Source organism: Planococcus lenghuensis (assembly GCF_001999905.1).
Lineage (GTDB): Bacteria > Bacillota > Bacilli > Bacillales_A > Planococcaceae > Indiicoccus > Indiicoccus lenghuensis.
Genome location: NZ_CP019640.1, coordinates 2,763,061 through 2,784,318 on the forward strand (window position 1 = coordinate 2,763,061; position 21,258 = coordinate 2,784,318).

Consider the following 21,258-nt stretch of genomic DNA (forward strand, 5'->3'; position numbering starts at 1 on the left):
ATTATCCTCTGCGCTTGTCTTCATACTTGCATCCTCATCATTTCCTGGTAAGCTTCGACGACTTTATTGCGCACTTGCATGGTCAATTGCAGGGATAAATTCGCTTTCTGGGAAGCAATCATGACTTCGTGGACATCCTGAACTTGCCCGGTCACAAGTCCCGTCGTCAGTTTATCCGATTCTTTTTGGGCGCTATTCACTTTATCCAGCGCCTGTTTGAACAACTCGCCGAATTCGCCTGTTTTATTGTCTGTCTGGACTTTGGGACTTTCCTGAGGCTGTAAGAATGGGACTTGAATCGAACTAATCGTGTTCATGGGAACCTCCTAAAATCTCCGATCAACGGGACGGGTTATTTGCCGATTTCCAACGCTTTCATGAACATGCTTTTGGATGCATTCAATGCGGTTACATTCGCTTCATAAGAGCGGGTCGCAGACATCAGATCCACCATTTCCTTCACCGGATCCACGTTCGGCAGCCGGACGTAACCATCTTCATCCGCTTCCGGATGAGTGGGATCATACGATAACGCGAACGGCGTCCGGTCCTCTTCGATTCTTGAAACCGATACACCGGATACATGAGCGGATCCTCTGCCCATCGCCGCCTGAAGATGCTGGCCGAATGGCGACACACCGCTTTGCGACAGCTCCACCGTTTTCCGGCGGTACGGCATCCATTCGCCGTTGACCCGTTCGGCCCGGGTTGTGTTGGCATTCGCGATATTGGAAGAAACGACGTCCATCCGGAGCCGGTTTGCCGTCAGGCCGGAAGCGCTGATATTAAGTCCGTTGAATAAGCTCATCTTCCTTACCTCCCATCGCTGATGACAGAGCGGAGACTGTTGAATTTCCCATTGATCCGCTCGGTCAGCGCGTTATTCCATAATTGGTTTTTCGCCATTTCGGCCATTTCGTAGTCCATATCCACGTTATTGCCATTTGTTTTGAACTTTGTATTGGTGTTCACTGTCACGGAAGGTACTCCTGCTGAATTTTCCGTACTGAATGGGATATGACCCGCTGCTGTTTTGAAGCTTTTCAATGATCCGCTGCTATCCATTGCGTTCTGCAGTGCAGATTGGAAGTTTACTTGTCTGCTTTTGTAGTTCGTCGTGTCGACATTCGCAATATTCGCCGCATGCGTCCGTTGCTTCAAAGCCGATGTCGATAACGCCTGTTCCAATGACTGGAACGTCTGAGGAAATATATTCATTGCTGAACTCCTTTATTCTTAATTTGGCCACAAAAAAACCACCCCGAAAAAAGGGTGGATTATGCATCTCCCATCTTTCGGTAACCCGGCTGCCAAGCACAAAAGATTGTGCGTAGGCCCGTGGCTTTGCGTCCTTTCCTTTCGGAGAAGTTTGCCGTTATCGTGACGATTGTTGTATTCAGTTTTTTAAATGTTTTAGGTCTTTTTACTGATTTGGATATTTTGTGGAAAAACATTACTTAACTCGATAAAAACCGGACGTTCTTATAATCAATTACGGCTTTTGATACTGATCTAGCTTTTAAACTCAATAAATTGACTCATTTTCAACTGTTCTTGATGGTGATAATAGCACGTTTTTTTGATTTTGGCTATTTTTTCTTGGAAAAATGATTTTGTTTTAATTTTCCTTTTTCTATATATTTTATTTAATTATAGTGGTATGCTAACGCCAAATTGCAAGAGTTTTTTAAGAAAGGGTGAATTTTTTTTATGTTCCGCGGATTATATATTGCAACTTCCGGACTTATGGCCCATAACCGTAAACAGCAAGTACTCACGAATAACTTGGCGAATGCGAATACGCCCGGATTCAAACAAGACGAGACGGTGCTTCGGGCTTTTCCTGCCCAATTGATCCAAGCCATGCAGGCGGGCAAGCATCCAGCTACTATTGGCAAGCTCCATACCGGCGTTTACGCCCAGGAAGGGATTCCGTCTTTCGTGCAAGGCGCATTAAAGGAAACCGGGAATCCAACCGACATTTCCCTGCTATCCGGCGCATTGCCGGTCGATCCCGAAACACAGCAGCAAGGTACACTGTTATTCGCAGTCAATGCCGGAGACGGGCAAATCCGGTATACACAAAACGGTCAGTTTGCAGTCGACCAGGATGGATTTCTGACGACAGCTGACGGGCTGAATGTCTTAGACGCGAACTTCCAGACGATTCGTACGGATTCAGAGAACTTTACAGTCCAAGGCAACGGTGAAATTATCCGGGAAGACGGAACGAACGCAAATCAGCTTTGGGTCGGGTATACAAATGATCCTGAACAGCTCGTAAAAGAAGGCCATAATCTCCTTCGCTGGGAAGGTGATTTCGAGAATGCGCCGCTTGGGATTGAAGCGGCCGGACTTCCGAACATGCCTGGAGATTTCGTAAAGCAAGGCATGGTCGAACAGTCGAACGTGGATCTGACCCGGACGATGACGGACATGATGAGCACGTACCGCAGCTTTGAGTCGAGCCAGAAAGTCATCCAGGCTTACGACCGGAGTATGGAGAAAGCGGTCAATGAAATCGGAAGGGTTTGATGTATTAGTCAGATTTTTATCAGTACTATTTACTAAAGGAGAATTATGCCCATGAATATCCAAATGAATTCTGCAGCTACATCGATGCGGGAATTGCAGAAGAAGATAGATTTGATTGCGAATAATATTTCGAATGTGAGCACGACGGGATATAAGCGGCAGGAAGCGAATTTTTCCGACGCGCTTACCGTATCGATGGAAAAGCAGGCGGGGCTTCAGCATGAAATCGGGCGGCAGACGCCGAATGGACTGCGAATCGGATCAGGGGCTATCCTGTCCCAGACGAATTTACGAATGGAACAAGGTTCATCGCTTCAGACGGGTCGCCCTTTCGATTTTATGATTGGCGGCAATTCCGGATACTTCCGGGTCGCATCTGAAGGAAATACATATTACACAAAAGACGGTTCTTTCCAAGTTCAGCCGGTGCTGAACTCCGATCAAGTCGCCTTGGTGACGAACGCAGGAGATGCGGTTGTTGACGGCAATAATCAGCCGATCGTTTTTGAAAACGATTATGATTCCGTTACTGTCACTGAAAATGGCGGACTGGAAATTACATTTAAAGATCAAGCGAAACAGCCGGCCCAGTTCCAGTTGAGTATCGCTAAAATTCTGCGTCCGGACCTTCTTGAAAAAGCGGGCGGCAACCGCTATCAGCTGCCTGGTACAGAAGCTGAACAGATGGCAGCCGGTGCACTTCAGCTTTTTGGAACAGCGGCAGAAAATGATGGCAGCGCCCGGGTGATGCAAGGCGCGCTTGAAGCATCCAATGTAGATTTGACTGAAGAAATGACGGAACTGATTACTGCACAGCGACTGCTCCAGTCACAAGGAAAAGCGATTTCGTTCGCGGATGACATGATGGGGCTTGTTAATACGATGCGGGGATAAATGGAGAAGCTGACGCCGGAATTCCGGTGTCAGCTTTTTTTGATTTATGCTGGGAGTTTGACTGAATGATTATTAAAATTGGGTGAGTGCACTTTAAACGCTGGTGAATGCACATTATACTTTATTGAATGCGTTTTAAGAAAAGTTGAGTGTACTTTAAGGGCCAGCGAATGCACTTTAAGACCGCAACTTGAGTCAATATGCGTGGTTGAAATTCCCAGGAAAGCTGATGCGGGTTGCCCGGTATCAACTTTTTTTGATTTGTGGTGAAAATACGGTTGAATGGTGATTAAGATTGGCTGAGTGCACTTTAAGCGCTGATGAACGCACATTAGACTTTAATGAACGCGTTTTAAGAAAAGCTGAATGTACTTTAAGAGCCGGCGAATGCACTTTAACCCCCACCAGTTCCCAATCCTCCTCTTTAAAAAACAAAAAACCACCATAAATCCAAAATTCATGGCACCATCCCCGTTACACCTCAAAAAAAGAGCGGGTGCCGGATAAGGGCAACCGCTCTTCAAATTATCTCAGGAAATCCATCAAGGTTGGCTGAATGATTTTCGCCGTAGCAGACAGACTTGCCTGGTAGATGCTTTCTTCGCTTTTCAGTTTTGTAATGGTTTCTGCATAGTTGACATCTTCGATTTGCGACAGCATGGTCTGTAACGCTACGTTACTGTCTTGCACGCGATTGGTGATGGCTTCGACCCGATTTTGTCTGGCACCGACTTCAGCTGCAGTGGTCAAAAGCCGCTCCATTCCTTGGTCGATATGGTCGAGCGAGACGGTTTCACCTGCTTTTAATGCGGCTGCTACACTGTTCAGTACGTTGAATAAATTATCGTTTTCGTTAGCATTTCCGATCAATTTGTCTGCCGTAACGTTAATGTTGACCGCTGCACCTTCCCCGATGGTGAACTTCCTCTGATCGGTGTTGAAGGTGCTTTCGGTATAGGCACCAGATGTCGGAAACGGCGGATTTTTTGTATTGGATCCATTGAACAAGTACTGGCCGTTCACTTTCGCATTGGCGAATTGATGGATTTGTTCATGCAACGCTTCTGTTTCCGAGGCGATCATGTTGCGGTCCTGGTCGGAAAGTGCCCCGTTGTTTCCTTGTACGGCCAGTTCACGAACCCGCTGCATGACTTCGACCATCCCGTTGATGGTCTGATCGGCTTCCGACAGCCACAGATTCGCTTCATCGGCATTCCGTTCATATTGTTTATTGGCAGTGAGGGCACTTTTCAAGTTCATCGCTTTGCTGACACCGTTCGGATCATCCGACGGTTTATGTAATTTCTTGCCTGTTGACAAGTCGAGATTGGTTTTTTCCATGCGGCTTAAATTCTGGTTCATGTGCCGCAAGGAGTTTTGATGCAGCATTTGCTGGGAAATTCTCATCCGGGTTTTCCTCCAGTCTCCCGGTTAGCGAGCCATCCGGTTGATAAGCGTGTCCAGCATTTCATCGGCAGTCGAGACAATTCGTGCCGCTGCGCTGTAGGCGTGCTGGTATTTCACTAAGTTCGCCATTTCTTCATCCAGTGAGACACCGGTGACAGATTGCCGGCGATTTTCTGTTGCGTTCAAGGTAGCGTCAAAACTGCTGACGAACCGGCCAGCCGCTTGTGTTTCAGCTCCGAGTTCACTGACGAGTGTCTGATAACCGCTCTTCACTTTTTCGGTTGCCGTATCGGTGTCGGTCGGTAACGCATATTGACCGCTGTCTTCATTCACCGTTAACCCGGCAATTGTGAAATCAGCCTGATTTCCTGCAAAGAGATTCGTGCCAGCCGATCCATTTTCAGCCGACATGCCATTCGCTTCAGCAAATCCTTTTACGGTCTCGTGCAACTGGCTATGGTATTTCTCCACGGTCGCAATCGACTGAGCCAAACCGGTCAGTTTGCCATTTGCCGGCTCGCTGTCCGTTGTCAACGTCGAAACAGTTTCAGTACCGGATACAAGCAGTACCGGCGCTCCTTCTTTTTGCAGCAAGCTGACCGAGTATGTACCGTCCGTCTGCTCTTTGACTTGGACGCTCACGAGTTTCGACAAGCTGTCCACGGCCAGATCCCGCTGGTCCTGCAAATCGTTGGCATTCTTGCCGGTCCGCCGGATGCTGTCATTAAGGGCGGCGATTTGTTTCAGGTAATCATTCGCTTCCTGAACAGTGGCGACTGTTTGCGATTGAAGATCCGTTTTCAGACTGGACAATGAACGGTCCATTGCCTGAGCTGTCTCTACAAAAGCTTGAGCCCGTTCTTTAACAACGGCCCGCGCCGGCTGGCTGTCCGGATTCAATGCCAAATCCTGCTGCGCGCTCCAGACCGCATCCATTGCGGAATTAAGGCCGGTGTCACTCGGTTCATTGACGACTGTTTCAATGCGGCTGAGCGCAGTTTGTTGGGTTTGCCATTTAGCCAGTGTTCCGGCGCTGTCGCGGTACTGCTGATCCAAAAAGCGGTCCCGGACACGCGTGATCGATTCCACCAGGACACCGGAACCGAGCTGGCTCGGATTGGCATCGCCATTCGTCCAGACGTCCAGTGGTGGTGAAGTGACCGTATTCACTTGCTGGCGGGAGTAGCCTTTCGTGCCCGCGTTCGCGATATTGTGCCCGGTTGTGGCGATGTTCGCCTGGCTCGCCATCAGGCCGCGTTTTCCGAGTTCTAATCCATGGAATGTTGAAACCATTCAATTCCCTCTTTTCTCATGCCGGTTATGCTTTCGTATCAAAAAAGCCGGTGCCGCCGGCCGGTGGAGTTTGCTGTCCGTGCGGTGATTGGTAATTGTATTGCTGCTGGCGTGAGCGGGTCACTTCTTCGATCATGTGATGAACGAATTCCATCGCATCTTTCAGCAGCTGTTCGTTGATTTTATTTTTGGCCTGTAGTTCAACGAGCAATTCTTGCAATGTCTTCATGCGCGACTGAATGTTCTTCCGGGCGATTTCATCCGGTAACCGGTCGATGAATTCATGGAAACGGAGTGACGGATGCGCCCCCATGAGAGCCGTCACGGCCTGTTCCCGTTTGTCATCCGCCTGGTTCAGCTGCCGGACGAGCCGCGCTTCCTGCTGCACGAGTTCATTGAGATCATCAATCCGGCGGTCGATCAGAATGGTTTTCTTCTCGTCCGCATACACAATCAGCTGTTGCTGAATACTGATCAATTCTTCCAGAGCTGTAATGACTGATTGGGGCACCTGTATACCCTCCTCTGTTAAGGGGTGAATTTATTTATCAAACCAAAAATCGTAGAATTTACCGGCAAGTTTTTCGTTGCTGACCTCATACTCACCCGACTGGATCCGGGCCTTCAGCTCCTGGATCTTATCTTGCCGTTCGGCATCGATATCGTCTTTCTTTTCGAACAGTTCTTTTGCTTTATCGGAAATTTGCAGCTGGTCTTCTCGCTGGAGGGGATTCGATTTTGCAACCGGCGTTACTTGCGTCTGCTTATGGTAAGACTGCACAAATGCAGACCCGTTCGTCTTATCGATATTCATCTCCTCGCCCTCCTTTCTAGTCATTTATTGCGCTTCAGGCGCCAGTACTGGGCTTCGTTCTGATGGCCATGCTGGGCTTTTCTGATTTCGTCCTTCGCTTTTTCCCGAGTCATCATTTCGTCGACAGCGGTGGAATAGCGCTCATAGCAGTCGTTGCACAGCACTTGCCTTTTGATCAATGTACCACATTGCGCGCATTCATAGCCTAAATTGGGATAGTCCTCCGCGAAAATCCGGCCCCCACGAATAAATTCCATGATCCGCTTTTCAGAGACTTCTGCAGCCTTACTTACTTCTTGAAGAGTCGCATAGCGATTCTGCTCCTTTTTCAGAAAGTCGGCTACATATTTAAAATCCTGTTCTATATCTTCAAAGCAATTCAGGCAGTAATCAGTGTGGTCCTTCAAAAAAAGCCGTCCGCATATTCTGCAGTTCTCCAGTTCTCCCTGCCCCATGATTCATCACCCGTTTTCTCTTATGTCTATCTTTTATATCGGCATTTTATCTCAAAAGTTTACGGTTATTTGAATTACTGCACTTTAAATTCCGTCACAAGCACCCGTTCCACAGTTCCTGTCTCCATGATGCTCTCCAGCTTGAGCGTCAATTGCTGTTCCAGCGCATCAATGCCTTCGACGCCGATCAGCTGTTCTTTCGAAAAGCCTGCAAGCGTCGAGATCGCTGCGGCCCGGACTTCTGCCGCCCGCTGGTCAGTTTCTTCTTTCGCTTTTTTATTGCTCAATAAAATATTAAAACGCACGACCGCAAAGCTGTCCGGATTGGCCAGATTTGTCGTGATCGTATCGGTTTCCGTACTTAGCACCGCCAATTCCTCGGCAGCCACACCGGTATGTTTGGCAGCACTTTCAGCGTTTTTACCGAAGAACACAAACGCGCCTGCGCCGATGATGAGAATCACGGCCAAAGCTCCGAAAATCACTTTTAAATTTTTCATTCTATACCTCCAGTTTAGTCGTCCTGCTGTTCGTATGGTGAGATCAGGACCTCCACCCGGCGATTATTGGCTCTGCCTTTTACTGTATCGTTCGGGGCAATCGGTCGGTATTCCCCGTAGCCGGTGGCACTGAATTTCTGCGGTTCCAGCTCATCATTCTTCAGCAGGATTTTCATGAAATTAATCGCCCGGGCGGCGCTCAATTCCCAGTTAGACGGAAACTCAGCCGAGTTGGTCGGCACGTTATCCGTGTGCCCTTCTATGAAGATGTCCCGCGCGGGATTGGTGATCAGGAGCTCCGAGATCTCTTCCACGAGCGTCACGGCATCAGCTGTGACCGTTGCGTTCCCCGGGCTATATAGAATGCCGTCTTTTATTTTCAATATGAGCCCCTTCGCCGTCAACTCTGTCTCCAGCCGGGCGGATAACCCTTTTTCTTCGATATAACTTTCTATTTTTTTCTGCTGTTCAGCGAGTGCCTCGAAGTCTTCTTCAGCAGACATGACCGCTCCTGTGCTATCACCGGTTAACTCACTGTCTTCAGCTTCAACAGCATCCGGTTCGGCCAGTTCCATCGAGTCGGCCGATTCTGTAGTCGGCTCTTCCGGTTCCATGGGTTCAACCGGCGTCTGGTACTCTAGCACCCCGGTTCCGCCTTGCAATTCATTATTGAATGAATTTGAGATTTCCTTGAATTTTTGTGAGTTCACTTCACTTGCTGCATACAATACGATAAACAAAGCCAAGAGAAGCGTGAGGATATCGGCATATGGAATCAACCAGGATTCGTCGACATGCTCATCGTGTTTTTTCTTACGCTTCAACTTGAACACCATCCCTGTTGTTCGCTGCTTCTCCTTCAAGTACTCGGTCTCGGGCCGGCAGATATGTCAGTAATTTCTCTTCCACTGTACGGGCCGGCAGTCCTTCTTGCACAGCCATCATGCCTTCGAGCATAATATAGCGCATTTTGATTTCCTGTTCGGATTTCCGTTTGAGTTTATTGGCGAACGGATGCCATAATACGTAGCCCGTGAAAATTCCGAACAGCGTGGCGATGAAGGCCGCTGAAATCGATTTTCCGAGTAACGCCACATCGTCCAAATGGCCGAGCGCTGCTACGAGACCGATGACCGCACCCAATACGCCGAGTGTAGGTGCATACGTGCCGGCCTGAGTGAAGATCTTTGCACCAAGTTCATGCCGTTCTTCCATCGCGTCAATGTCTTCTTCGAGTAATTTCCGGATCTGTTCTGCCGGCTGTCCATCGACCATCATTTTCAAGCCGCGCTGCAGGAACGGATCATCGATTTCGTTCGATTCCTTTTCCAAGGCGAGCAAGCCGTTTCGTCTGGCAGCGGTGGCCCAGCCGGTGAACAGCGGGATCATCTCGGTGATCGACATGATTTTCTGGCCGCTGAACAGCACTTTGAACAGTGCAGGGATTTTCTTCACTTCATTCATCGGAAATGCGATCAAGATGCATGCTGCTGTCCCGCCGAAGATGATCACCAATGCAGCCGGGTTGACCAGGGCGATCGGGTTGGACCCTTTCAGCATCATGCCGCCGATCAGTACGACGATTCCGAGCAATAAACCTAAACCTGATGTCTTATCCAAATCGTTCCCTCATTTCCATCTATGTAAATTGGGAGTTAAGTCTGCTAATGTTTCACAAAACAGCTGCGCTTTCGGGCCTACCGGAAGTGGGTCATGCAGCTGGCGCGACAGGACGTCGCGGTGCCAGCTGCCGGGCTTGCGCCGAACTAACTCGGGCTTTGCGCCCGAGTGGATTTCGGCACATCGCTTTCCCGCAGGAGTCGCTGCTGTTTTGCTTTTGTCACACGTTGACGTCTGGGGGGATGCCTTCCTTTGCATCTACCTTTCAGCCAAGTTTTTTCTGCTTACGTCAGCATAATACTTGAAAAATCGTTACACTCTTGATGTTTCGATAATCTGTTTCCACGTGTCTCGCAGTTCGCGCATGAGTTCTTCAACTTCTGTCAGGATGTCAGCGTCGTTTTTGGTGTTGGCTTCTACGAGCCGGGTGTACATGTAGTCATAGAGCTGGCCAAGGTTTTGGGAAAGATCGATGTTCGGATCAAGTGTGACTTGCAGTTCCTGAATGATATTTTGTACTTTGATCAAGTTGATGTTCTTTTCTTCGAATTTCTTGTCAGCGATCGCTTTTTTGGCGAGCCGCATGAATTTCATGGAACCGGTGTAGAGCATTAATGTCAGTTCCTGCGGAGAGGCGGTCATGACGGAATTTTGCTGATAGGTCTGGTATGGACTGATGATTGCCAAGAGAAATCCTCCTCTTTCTATTTTCGCTGGTCGATGAATGAACCTTCTGTGGCTTTGTGCTGATAGACTGCCATGTATTTATTGGAAGTCTGTTTAGTTTGAGCGAGCTTGTTCACCTGAGTGGTAAATGAGTGATGCAAGTTAGCCAGCACCGGTTGAAGCGACTGATCGATCATTTTTAATTGACTGATAATGCGTTGATCTTCTTCGGTCCATCGAAAGTCTGGCTGCCGGGTAACTTGTTCCAGCTGCTGAATCACTTGTCCGCGTCTATCAAATAATGCCGGTAAGGCTTCGAGCTGGCCATCAGGATTGTCTTCCATTTTCATAGCAATCTTACTAGCTTGAAGCTGGATTTCTTCTGTCAGCGTCAGCATCTCGAGCAAGATGGAATGATAATTATTCATCACATGCCACCGAACATGTTCTGTTGCATCCATGTGCTCTGCGAGTTCATCTGGCTCAGCGCTTTTTCCATGGCGGTGAATTGTCGCCAATAGCGGTCTTCGATTTTCCCTAACCGGTCCTGCCAGCGGGTGATTTCTTCATCCATTTGGCGAAGCCGCTTGGAAATGGTGCTGTTATCGACAGTATAGGAAGGGTTCCCTGCCCGTTCACTCAGACGTTTGACGGTATCGTTCAGCTCACCATATACCCGTTGCCCGATTCCACCACCGCCAGCGTTCGTGCTGAACAACTGCATGACTTCATCCGGTTTATCCGTAAGTGCTTTTTTCAGTTTGTCTTCATTGATGAAAAGCTTGCCGCCTTCCCGGTAATCACCGGTTGAGATGCCGATTTCAGCGAGCGTGTTGATGCTGCCTGTTGCCAGACTACTCACAGGGTCCATGAATGCCCGCCGCAAATCCTGCAATGCGCTTTTTAAAATCGGGTCATTGCGCAATAACCCGCTTTTCGATTTTTCCTGCCAGAGTTCGATTTCCGTTTCGCTCATGTCTTTCTTTTGTTCATCAGAGAGCGGCTGGAAATCCCGATACCGTTTCTCGACCAACTTTTTTTCAATTGCCTCAATCGTTTCATTGTATTTTTCCACGAAGCTTTTGATGGCCTCAAATGGCTTGGTTGCATCTGATTTCACTGTGATGGTATCTGCGCCTATCTTCTCTAATGTCAATGCCAGTCCGTTGATTGTCGTTTTATTTGAAGTGAGATTATCGATCACAATACCCTCAAAAGTGACTTTTCCGTTTGTCGCAGTCGAGGTATTTGTGAGCGCTGTATCGGCAGTTGAGAATGACGTCAGTCCTGGCTTATTTATAATTTTATCGGCCAGCGCCTGGGAACTGAAATCCAACGAGAAGTTCTGTGCAGCTCCCATTTCCTTTGTAGAAATGAAAAAACTCGATGTCGTGTCGTCGAAGTTCACACGAAGAGCAGGTACAGAACCTGCGGTTGCGTCCTGAAGTTTCTTCGCCACATCTGCAAAGCTCATAGTTTCTGTGATATCTACAGCTGTGGCTGTTCCACTTATAGTGATTGTCCCAGCAACACCAATCTTATCCGTTGATTTCGCAGCCGAACCAGTAGAGTTCTGGACACCAGCAGCAGAATGCATTTTTGCGGCCTTTGCCACGCTATGTACGTTCACTTCGTAAGAACCGCTCATTGCATTCGCAGTCGGTGACACGGTCACATTGCCGGCCAAAGTGGTAGCGCTGTACGCATTAAACGTCCGCTGCAACCGTAAATTGCTGGCCAAATCACGCAAGCCGGACAGTGCCAGATTGGATTCACGGTAGGACTCCTGCTGCCATTCCGTCCACGTTTTCTCCTGCATCAATTTATCCAGCGGCAATTTCCGCACTTGCATCATTTCTTTTACGATTGAATCTGTATCCATCCCCGAGGCTAATCCACCAACCCGCATACTGCTCACTCCGTTCCCATGTTCGTTACACTTCCTGTTATGCTCTATGGTTATATATCGGCAATAAAGAGAGAAATTTAATAGCCATTTCAGGTTTTCTTCATTTTTCCGCAAATAAAAAACAAGAGGAGCTCCCGGAGGAACCACTCTTGTTTACGTAAGACTGTTGTAGTAATGGGAAACACCTTTCGTCCAATGGTTGTTCAAGCCCGTCGGATCATTGGCTGCTCCAACCGGCGCATACTTGGCACCGATTTTAGCAATGGAATCTTTTCCTTCATTCAAATAGTTCTGACGCAGGTTACGGGCCATATCGAAAATGCTGTCTTCGACAGTTGCATAACTTCTCAAGCCGTTCTTTCCCATCATGCCCGCGATATTATTCTTATCATTAGCGGCTCTTGAACCGCCATTGCCTGTTTCATGGATTGCAATGGCTGATAATAAATTCGGATTGATGTCATATTTCTTGCCGGCTGCAATGAAATGTCCAGCCGTTCCTTCCAGTTTCCCTTCTAGGTTCTGATCCAGCTTCAGAAATTGTGTCGGCTGAAATTTGAAATCACTCATATCTCCTGCTGATGTGGGAACATCTTTCCTGACAACTGATTGTACAGTTGGAATGGCAGGATTGTAAGCATTGGAAAGCGGCGCTGTGAACGTGATCGTCATCGATGGAACTGGCGATGTCTGGTTTGGCGCTTGGTTCAGCATCCCATTTGATTGAGGAGCGACTGCACTGGTTTGCCCCATATTGCTCATCATGGCATTCATAAGCATGAAGAAAAATGAATTCGGATCCGCAGCACTGGTCATCGGATTGTTGGTATTGCCCATAGGATTGGCAGTCGGCATCATCCTGGACATCGAACTCATCATCATGTAAGAAAGTAAATTAGAAGAAATCGGAGACGTCATGGAAACTGAACACATCCTTTATGTAAGTGAAGATGATTTCATTATACGGATTAAGAAAGAAAAAAGAATGGGATAATTGAGGGGAGTAAAAATGATAACAAGAGAGAAATGAACGAAAAATAGACAATAATAACTACTTCGTCACATAATAGATTAAACTCTGTTATTCCAAAAAGGAGAGGATATCTATGCATGATTTACTTTGCGGGAAATTACTGGGTGATGGCTGTTTGACCAAGCAGTTGGGCAGAAAACCAAGATTTCAATTTACGCATTGTAAACAAGATAAAGGATGGAGTGAACATTGCTATGAGTCCCTTTCTTCTTTTCTTCCTTTAAATCCTCCTAAATATAGAAAGTTAATTGATTCTCGAACTACTGCAGGCTATACAGAGAGTTATATTGTTCAATCACGTACTTCTGAAGAATTTTGTCGACTTTATGAAATTTGGTATCCTCTATCCCAAAAAACTCTTCCAATACCTTACATCCAAAAACACTTTACTGATAGATCCCTTGCTTGGTGGTATCAAGATGATGGACATCTTAAACAGCAAAGAGGAATTCCTCGAAAAATCATTCTATCGACTGATAGCTTTTCTAAGAAAGAAAATCTCTTCCTGATTGATTTTTTAAAGAAAAAATATGGTTTAGCATTCTCACTAGACAATCAAAATCGTCTGCTTTTGTACGACCAATTTCAAATCATCTACTTTTTAAAATTAGTTGATCCTTATCTTCATGAATCAATGAGCAGGAAAAAATCTCCTCCAGGAACTCAGAGAAAAATTGCAGCTCGTACTTCTATCTATCTACCCAACAATATTGTTCTCATAAAACCAACTTCAGAAATCAATTCTCAATATGAAAAACTCCCATTATTAATCAAAATAATTTCGGATCATCACGGATTTTTCAAGTGGTATAGCTTTATCTCTAAACAAACGAGAATCACAAATGGCTATCAAATCAGAATTGAAGCTGATCATAGAAAAGTTTTAGAACGGTTAAGGGTTGAAAGTGGGTTAAGTGTCAGTCAATTGACGATGTGCTGTTTTAATCTATAGGTAAAAGCTGCAAGGCGTTAATCTACCTGTTATCGCCTTACAGCTTTTCAATTAGCCTCTGCTATCTATGTTGCTTCCGATATGCGGCTGCACAGATAGCTCCATCGCTTTTGTATTGGACTCTTGGAGCATCTTGATAACGCCTTGCCCATTCGATTCTGCCTGATCCATCACTTTTTTCATAACTGACACATTTGCTTCCTGCCGGACATTTACTTGGCTTAACGTCATTGATAATGCAGCAATATCCATTTGATGACCTCCCTATCATTTTAATCATTGCCGTAGTAATTGAAGCACAGCCTGCGGTTGCTGATTGGCATGCACCAGCATCGCCTGTGCTGACTGGACAAGAATTGAGTGCTTTGTTCGTTCAGTCAACTCTTTAGCTATATCTGTATCCCGGATACGAGATTCCGCTGCAGTCAGATTCATCATTGTGTTGCCAATATTGTTCTCGGTATGTTCCAATGCATTTTGATAAGCACCGAACTTAGATCGTTCTTCAGTCACTTTCGCCAATGCTTCATCTATTATTGAAATGGCTTTTTCTGCCTTTGTTTGCGACGTGAATTCTAGTTCGTCAATTCCCAAAGCAACTGTCCGAACATCAGTGAGTTCCACTTTCATATGGTCTTCTGTATTTGCACCCACTTGGAATGTTAAACTGTTTTCATCTTCATCAGCGGAAGTTACCGATTGTGAAGTCAATTGAATTCCCAGATTCGATTTTAAACTGAATGTGGAAGAGCTTATACCTCCAGTGTTTCTGATTTCCACTTGCCATATACCTTCAATCGGATCATTAAAGGTCATAGCCTCATTCGAAGCCGCATATCCGTTATACGTTGCAGAAGATGCCGAATCAGTTGCACCAATTGTTTGAGTACTACTGCCTCCCATTGTGCCGCTGTATCCGAATTCGTGTCCTGTAGGTGAAATAATATTCATATCCGGCCATTCCGCCCCGGAAATAGTTCCGAACATGGCTTCCACTGTTAATGGCTCAGTATTTGATGGCAATACATTAATATAGCCGGCGACTAATTGTTCTCCAGGCTGAACAGTCACTTCAATCTCTTTCGCCACTTTCACCGGCTCTGATTTCCCCACATTAAGCAGTTTAATACTATTGAATTCCGTGTTATTTGCTATGTCGTTAATACTTTTCTTTATTTGACCAACTTCTGCTTGGATTTGCACTCTATCCGTATTGGTTAAAGTTCCGTTTGCTGCTTGAACAGCCAATTCCCTCAAACGCTGAAGATGAGGGTTACTTACCTTTGCCAGTCCGCTTTCTGCAGTCTGAAGGAGGGAAATCCCATCTTTCACGTTTCGCTCAGCCTGTGCCAATCCGCGGATTTGTCCCCGCATTTTTTCAGATATGGCTAATCCGGCTGCATCGTCTTTAGCCTGATTGATCCGCAAACCGCTCGCTAGCTTTTCAGCGGAATTCATAGTCTGTTTGGAAGCGTTGGAAAGCCGATTATATGTATGTAATGCTGCGATGTTATGATTTATACGCATCTTCTTATGCTCCGGTTCTGATTAGTTTTAATGGAAAAGAGACTCTAGCAAAACTAGAATCTCTTTTAACCCTTTTGAAATTAACGCAGTAATTGAAGTACAGCTTGTGGTTGCTGGTTGGCTTGCTTTGCCGCTATATCTTTCGATCATAGAATAGACTATATCTTCACCCTTAAGTTCTTAAGGGGCTGGGCACTTCGAATGGCGCTTGCCACCCTACGGATTTCATCGTCATAGCTTAGCCTTAGACGGTTTATCCTAGTCGTTGAACCTTCTCCACTCTTTCGAGACAGGAGCTTGGCTGCTGATTATCCATTGGTCCATCCTCATCATTTTCAGACCGTCACATCTGCCGTTTCCAGCTTTGTTGTGGTTGATGAAGCTTTAGGAAGTTCCAGCAATTCACCCAGTTATGCTCTGACCCGTTACCCGGCCAGACGCCCTGCAATCATTTATCTCAACAGCTGTAAAACTGCTTGAGGTAGTTGATTGGATTGAGCCAACATTGCTTGTGCTGCTTGTGCAAGAATCGAGTTCTTAGTCTGGTTCATCATTTCTTTCGCCATCGTGCGAACATTTACTTTCATAAATGACTAGACTATATCTTCACCCTCTAGTGTCAGTAGGGGTCGGGCACTTCGGATCACCAATGCTGATGTACACTGATTCCCCTACGGATTTCATCACCATAGCTTGCGCCTTAGATGGTTTATCCTAGTCGTTGAACCTTCTCCACTCTTTCAAGACAGGAGCTTGGCTGCTGATTGCCCAATCTTTCATTTTTTCAAGCCGTCACGTCTGCCGTTTCCAGCTCCGTTGTGGCAATAAAAGCTCTAAGGGATTTCCAGCAATTCACCCGATTGTAATCTCTGGCTGTTACCGGCCAGGACGACTGTACCTCTGCCTGCTTACGCGGCTTTGGCATAATCAACGTCGCGAATGCGTGATTCCGCTGCCGTTAAGTTTTCAGCAGATGTTCCAAGATTGTTGATTGTGTGATCTAAACGGTTTTGGTTCGCACCAAGTTTAGATCGTTCAGAAGAAACTGTTTCGATTGCGTTGTTAATTGTTGTAATTGCACCGTCAGCAGCTGTTTGTGATGAAATATCAATACCAAGAGTTCCCTTGACACCATCAGCTAGCTTTGCGTCAGTCTCTATAAGAAGGGCTCCAGTACCATCCCCTCCATAGTAACCTGCCGCTGCTGTTTCATCGACATCAACAGTTGTTGTATTATCCGCCACAGCAGCTTTCCAAGTTGCAACTACAGTTGTACCATCACTTCCAATAAGTGTCCCAGCAGTATTACTTGAGGTGTACTCTGTACCTACTTGAAGTGCTTCAGAACGCATATCATTTACAGACAAAGTAAGGTTTTGACCTTCATTTGCACCGATATGGAAAGTTCCAGTAAATTTGCCATCTAGCAATGTTTTTGTGTTGAACTCAGTATTATTGCCAATTCTAGAGATTTCTGACGCAAGTTCATTTACTTCCTTTTGAAGTTCCTTACGATCAGTGTCTGTGTTTGTATCGTTGGCAGATTGAACAGCCAATTCACGCATACGCTGCAGGATATCGTGAGTCTCGTTCAATGCGCCTTCAGCTGTCTGCATTAACGAAATGCCGTCTTGCGCATTTGCTGAAGCTTGCTCCAACCCGCGAATCTGTCCGCGCATTTTTTCAGAGATTGAGAGTCCAGCTGCATCGTCTGACGCTTTGTTGATCCGAAGACCAGAAGACAATTTCTCCATGCTGTTTGACTGAGCGTTAGTTGCACTGCTCAACTGACGGTGCGTGTTCAAAGCTGTGATGTTGTGATTGATAATCATTTGTTCATTACCTCCGTGTAATTTGATTTGTATTTTGTAAGAGCCCAAATCCGTTTGAACTTCCTTACACTATCTTTATCGGAGAATTGGAAAGAATGTTTAGCGTTTTTTGAAATTATTTTCAAACAATCAAAAAAGAGGACTGCAATGACTGCAATCCCCTTCCATTCACTTATTCCGCAAGCTTAAGAAATCACTCAAGTTAATAACATTCGATGTCGCCCGCCTGTTTTCTTCCTGAATCTCCAAATACACTTCTTTCCGGTGCACGGTGATATGTTGTGGGGCGGTGATTCCGAGTTTAATTGTATCCCCATCAACAGCGGTGACGGTGATTTCGATATCATCATCAATGATAATCGATTCACCTTTTTTTCTTCCCAACACAAGCATCCCTTACACCTGCCTTAGGGCAGCTTTTGGTTCCGGCTGGAATAGCGGCTGTTTGATCTGGTAGTCTTTATTGTTCAAGACGACTTGCATGCCTTGCTGTTTTTTATTATTGATAATCAATGGTGCTTTTAAGTTCGTGGTCGCATCTTTCATTTCATCTTGTACGGTGACGGTTGTCAGCACGATTGCATCTGACGGATTCACCAGCTTAAGCCGTTCCACTGCCTGTTCTTCGAGTTTTACATCGTACTCTCCGAAAAACGCAAATGGGTCAACAAGAAAGAAACTGATTGCCCCTTCTTCAATGGATTGCAGGAAAAAAAACGGTGTATCTTTCTGTGCATCCGCCGGAATCAATGCATACTGCTTAAATTCCTCGAAACCCGGTATACCTCGCTGGAATGTAATGATCCGATTATTCGCTACTTCCAATTCACCAAACCGCTCTGTCTGAACTTTCATGGATGACTCCCTTCTGATTACATGAAGTTTATCTTTATTGTATCTGTCTATCCCCTGCTATACCAACGGCTTTTTTCTGTTTATGAATCTGTGTTCTTTTGCGCTTTTGCCAGTTTTCGATAAAATCCTGCACATGGTGTCCATCCAAGAGTTCGACGTTCAGCCCTTCGGCAGCTTCTATAGCGCTTTTTGTGTAACCGCTCGTTGTGATGCACCAGGCATCAAGGCATTTATGTATTCTTTTTCCTGCGTTCAACCGCAGAATCGTATCGTTCCCCACCTTTTTCGTTTTCCAATGTTTACATTGGACTGCGATCCTCATATTATCTTTGGGGTTGGTAAGAATAACATCTACCTTCTGATCTCCAAATCCGTCAACAATCTGCGAATGATATCCTTTTTCTTTATAGTACATGGCAATCAGTCTCTCGAACTCGCCACCGGTAAGTTCACTTAAATCAGCGTCTATGATCTGATCGTCATCCAGCTCTCTCTTCACATCAGCAGGCAACATTTGGCTTTTCTTGCTTTCTTCGCTGATCGGCTTTGAGCTGTTTTTTGGCTTTTCCTTATCTTTAGAGGGCAACAGTAGTTCAAGCAGGACTTTCCCTGCATGCAATATCATATTCAAGAGTTCTTTCATTTCGCTTACCTCAGTTCTGCAATCGATTTTCCTGCTCCGATATAGTTCAGTAAATCTTCAAAAAGCAGGGGCTTGCTAAAGTAAAACCCTTGCCCTAAATTGCACTTATATCCATGCAATAAATCCGCCTGCTCTTCCGTTTCAATTCCTTCTGCTACGACTTGGATATTCAGGTTATGTGCCACTTCAATAATCGATTTGATGATCGATTTCTTTGTATCATCGGCCTCCAAATGCCGAATAAAGGATCGGTCCACTTTCAGGTAATCAATTGGTAATTTACTGAGATAACTCAAGGACGAATAGCCCGTGCCGAAATCATCGAGCGATACTTTCACACCAAGCTTATTCAATTGATTCAGTTTATCCATCGTTTTTTCAACATCGTACAGGGCCACCGTTTCTGTAATCTCCAGATTTAACCGTTCCGCAGGAAACCCGGTTTCCTGTAAACGCGCATGGACGTTTTGCACGAAGTTTTCCTGGATCAATTGCTTCGCCGAAATATTAACGTTCAGCAGGACAGGCTGTTCAAATGCCCGCATATCACGCATCGCTTTTTCCAGCACCCAATCCCCGATCCGGTTGATCTGCCCGCTCTTTTCTGCCAAGGGAATAAAGTCCATTGGTGACACATTGCCATGCTCGGGATGGTTCCATCGGAGGAGTGCTTCCACTCCCTTCAGTTCAGCCGTTCCTAATTCAACTTTTGGCTGATATACCAAATGGAATTGATTCAACTCAATTGCTTTACGAAGCGCATTCGTCAATTGAACACCCTTTAGCGCCTCACTGCTGATTGCGTGATGGTAAAATGTATAGCGTTGCAACCTATCATCATCCCGTTTCGAGTGGTACATCGCTACATCAGCGAACTGAAGCAAGGAATTGATATCTTCACCGTTCTCGGGGAACAGACTAATTCCCACAGAAGGAGTCACAGTCAATTCACCTGAAAGGGCCTTCGGAACTTCCGTAACAATCCGTTCCGCAATTGCCTCTACTTCAGCCGTGTCTTCATACGTCAAGAATGAAACAAACTCATCTCCGCCATACCGGGCAATGAAACCACGGTCTCGTAATAGTTCATCCAGTTTGGCTGCCACTTGCTGAATCAACCGGTCTCCGACATGATGGCCTTGTGTGTCATTCACCAATTTGAACTGATCCAAATCGATAAACAATAATGCCAATTTCTGCTCATTTACTTTAGCTGTTTCTAATTCCTTATTGATGGTGCTGTAAAATAAGTTGCGGTTAGGAAGACCAGTTAACGAATCGTAATAAGCCAGGTAATTCACCATATGGAGCGCATCTGTTTTCGCCGTCACATCAAGGAGAGTGCCCATAAGCGCCGGCCTGTTTTGATAGATGATAATGGACGACCGTAACTCCACCCGAATTTTCGACCGATCTTTTCTGATGATATTGATTTCCTGGACGCCATTTTCTTTTCCATCGAGAAAAGCGGATACCCGGCTCAGTACCAGTTCAATACTTTCTTCGTCCAGCAATTGATCATAACTCATTCCCAGTAATTCCTTTTCACTGTAACCCGTCATGTTAACCATTTGGTTATTTGCGAATTCGAGCTTACCGTCTTGCGATATGTATACACCTTGAGCACCGTTTTCCACAATGCTTTGATATTTTGTTACAGACTCGGCTAACTCGATTTCAATCTGTTTCTTCTCAGTGATATCCCGGGTGGTTCCGTTAATCCGGATGATATCGCCATTTCTATCGAGGACGGGTTTCCCTTTTGTCTTAAGCCAAATCTCTGAGCCATCCTTTTTCACAGTGCGATATTCCTGATCGAACGACGCCTTGGCATGCAGAAACTGCTTTACAATGTCTTCTCCTTGCTTATCATCCGGACCAAAAAAACTCTTCAGCAAATTATCATCCGGTAAGTCCTCAGAAGAAAATCCGTAGATCTTCTCTAATCCCCCTGTTATCGTCACTTCACCGGTCTTACTTTCATAAGACCAAAAGATGATTTTTGTATCATCCCCGAAAAAGTCCAAGTCATCTTGCTCCGTATAGTCGAAAAACGACCGTACACTTTTCACTTCCTTGATTTTATTGCTCCCGAAGTTCATCTCCTTACCCCCTGTATGTGCCTCCATTTATAATTGGAGGTCTCTCTATTTATTATTATATATCGGTTATGTTTTCCATTTATTTAATAAAAATGGGTAGAATGAACGAAAGAACAGAAATTTTTTCAAACAAATGAAAGCTATATAGCTTTTTCTCCTTCATTAGCCCAAATGATAGCGGCTCAGCTTTCCCGAAATTCACTTTAATCAAGAAATAAAAA

General features: G+C 45.8%; 26 protein-coding genes and 1 riboswitch. Of the genes, 3 read left to right on the forward strand and 23 right to left on the reverse strand.

Annotation, left to right across the window (positions count from 1 at the left end; translation table 11 throughout):
* Positions 1 to 20: 20 nt before the first annotated feature.
* From fliE to flgB, 3 genes are read right to left on the reverse strand one after another with little or no spacing between them, the layout of a single operon-like run.
* The gene (fliE, locus tag B0X71_RS14105) at positions 21 to 317 is read right to left on the reverse strand and encodes a flagellar hook-basal body complex protein FliE (RefSeq protein ID WP_077590027.1); all 297 of its coding nucleotides are present in this window, start codon (positions 315 to 317) and stop codon (positions 21 to 23) included.
* A gap of 35 nt (positions 318 to 352) precedes the next feature.
* A complete protein-coding gene (flgC, locus tag B0X71_RS14110) occupies positions 353 to 808 on the reverse strand; it encodes a flagellar basal body rod protein FlgC (protein ID WP_077590028.1) in 456 nt (151 codons plus the stop codon).
* A gap of 5 nt (positions 809 to 813) precedes the next feature.
* On the reverse strand, positions 814 to 1,218 hold the full coding sequence (flgB, locus tag B0X71_RS14115; RefSeq protein WP_077590029.1) for a flagellar basal body rod protein FlgB: 405 nt from the start codon (positions 1,216 to 1,218) through the stop codon (positions 814 to 816).
* 76 nt (positions 1,219 to 1,294) lie between these two features.
* A riboswitch (cyclic di-GMP riboswitch) is annotated at positions 1,295 to 1,384 on the reverse strand.
* A 326-nt stretch (positions 1,385 to 1,710) separates the two neighbouring features.
* On the opposite strand from flgB, the gene B0X71_RS14120 reads away from it, so the two are divergent.
* Entirely contained in the window at positions 1,711 to 2,535 is an 825-nt protein-coding gene (locus tag B0X71_RS14120) for a flagellar hook-basal body protein (protein WP_077590030.1), read from the forward strand.
* 51 nt (positions 2,536 to 2,586) lie between these two features.
* Positions 2,587 to 3,429: a flagellar hook-basal body protein gene (locus B0X71_RS14125; RefSeq protein WP_077590031.1), complete on the forward strand. Its 843-nt coding sequence runs from the start codon at positions 2,587 to 2,589 to the stop codon at positions 3,427 to 3,429.
* 525 nt (positions 3,430 to 3,954) lie between these two features.
* On the opposite strand, the gene flgL is transcribed toward B0X71_RS14125, so the two are convergent.
* The 12 genes from flgL to B0X71_RS14185 form a co-directional block, all read right to left on the reverse strand.
* Complete coding sequence (gene flgL / locus B0X71_RS14130) at positions 3,955 to 4,836, reverse strand: flagellar hook-associated protein FlgL (protein ID WP_077590032.1); 882 nt, start codon at positions 4,834 to 4,836, stop codon at positions 3,955 to 3,957.
* Between the two features lie 24 nt (positions 4,837 to 4,860).
* Complete coding sequence (flgK, locus tag B0X71_RS14135; RefSeq protein ID WP_077590033.1) at positions 4,861 to 6,129, reverse strand: flagellar hook-associated protein FlgK; 1,269 nt, start codon at positions 6,127 to 6,129, stop codon at positions 4,861 to 4,863.
* A 25-nt stretch (positions 6,130 to 6,154) separates the two neighbouring features.
* Positions 6,155 to 6,640, reverse strand: coding sequence for a flagellar protein FlgN (locus B0X71_RS14140; protein ID WP_077590034.1), 486 nt, complete (start codon positions 6,638 to 6,640; stop codon positions 6,155 to 6,157).
* 30 nt (positions 6,641 to 6,670) lie between these two features.
* Positions 6,671 to 6,943 carry a flagellar biosynthesis anti-sigma factor FlgM gene (gene flgM / locus B0X71_RS14145; RefSeq protein ID WP_077590035.1) on the reverse strand — a complete coding sequence of 91 codons (273 nt, stop codon included), beginning with the start codon at positions 6,941 to 6,943 and terminating at the stop codon, positions 6,671 to 6,673.
* 20 nt (positions 6,944 to 6,963) lie between these two features.
* Positions 6,964 to 7,350 carry a flagellar protein gene (locus tag B0X71_RS14150; protein ID WP_232336701.1) on the reverse strand — a complete coding sequence of 129 codons (387 nt, stop codon included), beginning with the start codon at positions 7,348 to 7,350 and terminating at the stop codon, positions 6,964 to 6,966.
* A gap of 122 nt (positions 7,351 to 7,472) precedes the next feature.
* Positions 7,473 to 7,898, reverse strand: coding sequence for a flagellar basal body-associated FliL family protein (locus B0X71_RS14155; RefSeq protein WP_077590037.1), 426 nt, complete (start codon positions 7,896 to 7,898; stop codon positions 7,473 to 7,475).
* 14 nt (positions 7,899 to 7,912) lie between these two features.
* On the reverse strand, positions 7,913 to 8,722 hold the full coding sequence (gene motB, locus B0X71_RS14160; RefSeq protein ID WP_156889877.1) for a flagellar motor protein MotB: 810 nt from the start codon (positions 8,720 to 8,722) through the stop codon (positions 7,913 to 7,915).
* Positions 8,712 to 9,518 (reverse strand): flagellar motor stator protein MotA, encoded by an 807-nt coding sequence (gene motA / locus B0X71_RS14165; RefSeq protein ID WP_077590039.1) that lies wholly within the window; start codon positions 9,516 to 9,518, stop codon positions 8,712 to 8,714. Before motA ends, motB begins: the two co-directional genes overlap by 11 nt.
* 312 nt (positions 9,519 to 9,830) lie before the next feature.
* Positions 9,831 to 10,205, reverse strand: a complete 375-nt coding sequence (gene fliS, locus B0X71_RS14170) for a flagellar export chaperone FliS (RefSeq protein WP_077590040.1) — start codon at positions 10,203 to 10,205, stop codon at positions 9,831 to 9,833.
* A gap of 17 nt (positions 10,206 to 10,222) precedes the next feature.
* Positions 10,223 to 10,612, reverse strand: coding sequence for a hypothetical protein (locus B0X71_RS14175; protein ID WP_077590041.1), 390 nt, complete (start codon positions 10,610 to 10,612; stop codon positions 10,223 to 10,225).
* A complete protein-coding gene (fliD, locus tag B0X71_RS14180; RefSeq protein ID WP_232336702.1) occupies positions 10,612 to 12,066 on the reverse strand; it encodes a flagellar filament capping protein FliD in 1,455 nt (484 codons plus the stop codon). The genes B0X71_RS14175 and fliD overlap by 1 nt, the downstream gene beginning before the upstream one ends.
* 180 nt (positions 12,067 to 12,246) lie before the next feature.
* Positions 12,247 to 12,960: a glucosaminidase domain-containing protein gene (locus B0X71_RS14185; protein WP_232336703.1), complete on the reverse strand. Its 714-nt coding sequence runs from the start codon at positions 12,958 to 12,960 to the stop codon at positions 12,247 to 12,249.
* A 239-nt stretch (positions 12,961 to 13,199) separates the two neighbouring features.
* Between B0X71_RS14185 and B0X71_RS14190 the strand changes: the two genes are divergently transcribed.
* A complete protein-coding gene (locus tag B0X71_RS14190; RefSeq protein ID WP_077590044.1) occupies positions 13,200 to 14,078 on the forward strand; it encodes a hypothetical protein in 879 nt (292 codons plus the stop codon).
* A 51-nt stretch (positions 14,079 to 14,129) separates the two neighbouring features.
* Here the strand turns inward: B0X71_RS14190 and B0X71_RS14195 are convergent, their stop codons facing one another.
* From B0X71_RS14195 to B0X71_RS14230, 8 genes are all read right to left on the reverse strand, one after another.
* A complete protein-coding gene (locus B0X71_RS14195) occupies positions 14,130 to 14,330 on the reverse strand; it encodes a YjfB family protein (protein WP_077590045.1) in 201 nt (66 codons plus the stop codon).
* Positions 14,331 to 14,354: 24 nt separating this feature from the next.
* Positions 14,355 to 15,605 (reverse strand): flagellin N-terminal helical domain-containing protein, encoded by a 1,251-nt coding sequence (locus B0X71_RS21590; protein WP_077590046.1) that lies wholly within the window; start codon positions 15,603 to 15,605, stop codon positions 14,355 to 14,357.
* A gap of 452 nt (positions 15,606 to 16,057) precedes the next feature.
* Positions 16,058 to 16,192: a flagellin gene (locus tag B0X71_RS14205; RefSeq protein WP_052653961.1), complete on the reverse strand. Its 135-nt coding sequence runs from the start codon at positions 16,190 to 16,192 to the stop codon at positions 16,058 to 16,060.
* 321 nt (positions 16,193 to 16,513) lie between these two features.
* Positions 16,514 to 17,437, reverse strand: a complete 924-nt coding sequence (locus tag B0X71_RS14210; protein ID WP_077591011.1) for a flagellin N-terminal helical domain-containing protein — start codon at positions 17,435 to 17,437, stop codon at positions 16,514 to 16,516.
* A 168-nt stretch (positions 17,438 to 17,605) separates the two neighbouring features.
* Positions 17,606 to 17,830 (reverse strand): carbon storage regulator CsrA, encoded by a 225-nt coding sequence (gene csrA / locus B0X71_RS14215; protein WP_077590047.1) that lies wholly within the window; start codon positions 17,828 to 17,830, stop codon positions 17,606 to 17,608.
* 3 nt (positions 17,831 to 17,833) lie between these two features.
* Positions 17,834 to 18,292: a flagellar assembly protein FliW gene (gene fliW, locus B0X71_RS14220; protein WP_077590048.1), complete on the reverse strand. Its 459-nt coding sequence runs from the start codon at positions 18,290 to 18,292 to the stop codon at positions 17,834 to 17,836.
* 34 nt (positions 18,293 to 18,326) lie between these two features.
* Positions 18,327 to 18,935 carry a restriction endonuclease gene (locus B0X71_RS14225; RefSeq protein WP_077590049.1) on the reverse strand — a complete coding sequence of 203 codons (609 nt, stop codon included), beginning with the start codon at positions 18,933 to 18,935 and terminating at the stop codon, positions 18,327 to 18,329.
* Positions 18,936 to 18,940: 5 nt separating this feature from the next.
* Positions 18,941 to 21,037 carry a bifunctional diguanylate cyclase/phosphodiesterase gene (locus tag B0X71_RS14230; protein WP_198038614.1) on the reverse strand — a complete coding sequence of 699 codons (2,097 nt, stop codon included), beginning with the start codon at positions 21,035 to 21,037 and terminating at the stop codon, positions 18,941 to 18,943.
* Positions 21,038 to 21,258: the final 221 nt, after the last annotated feature.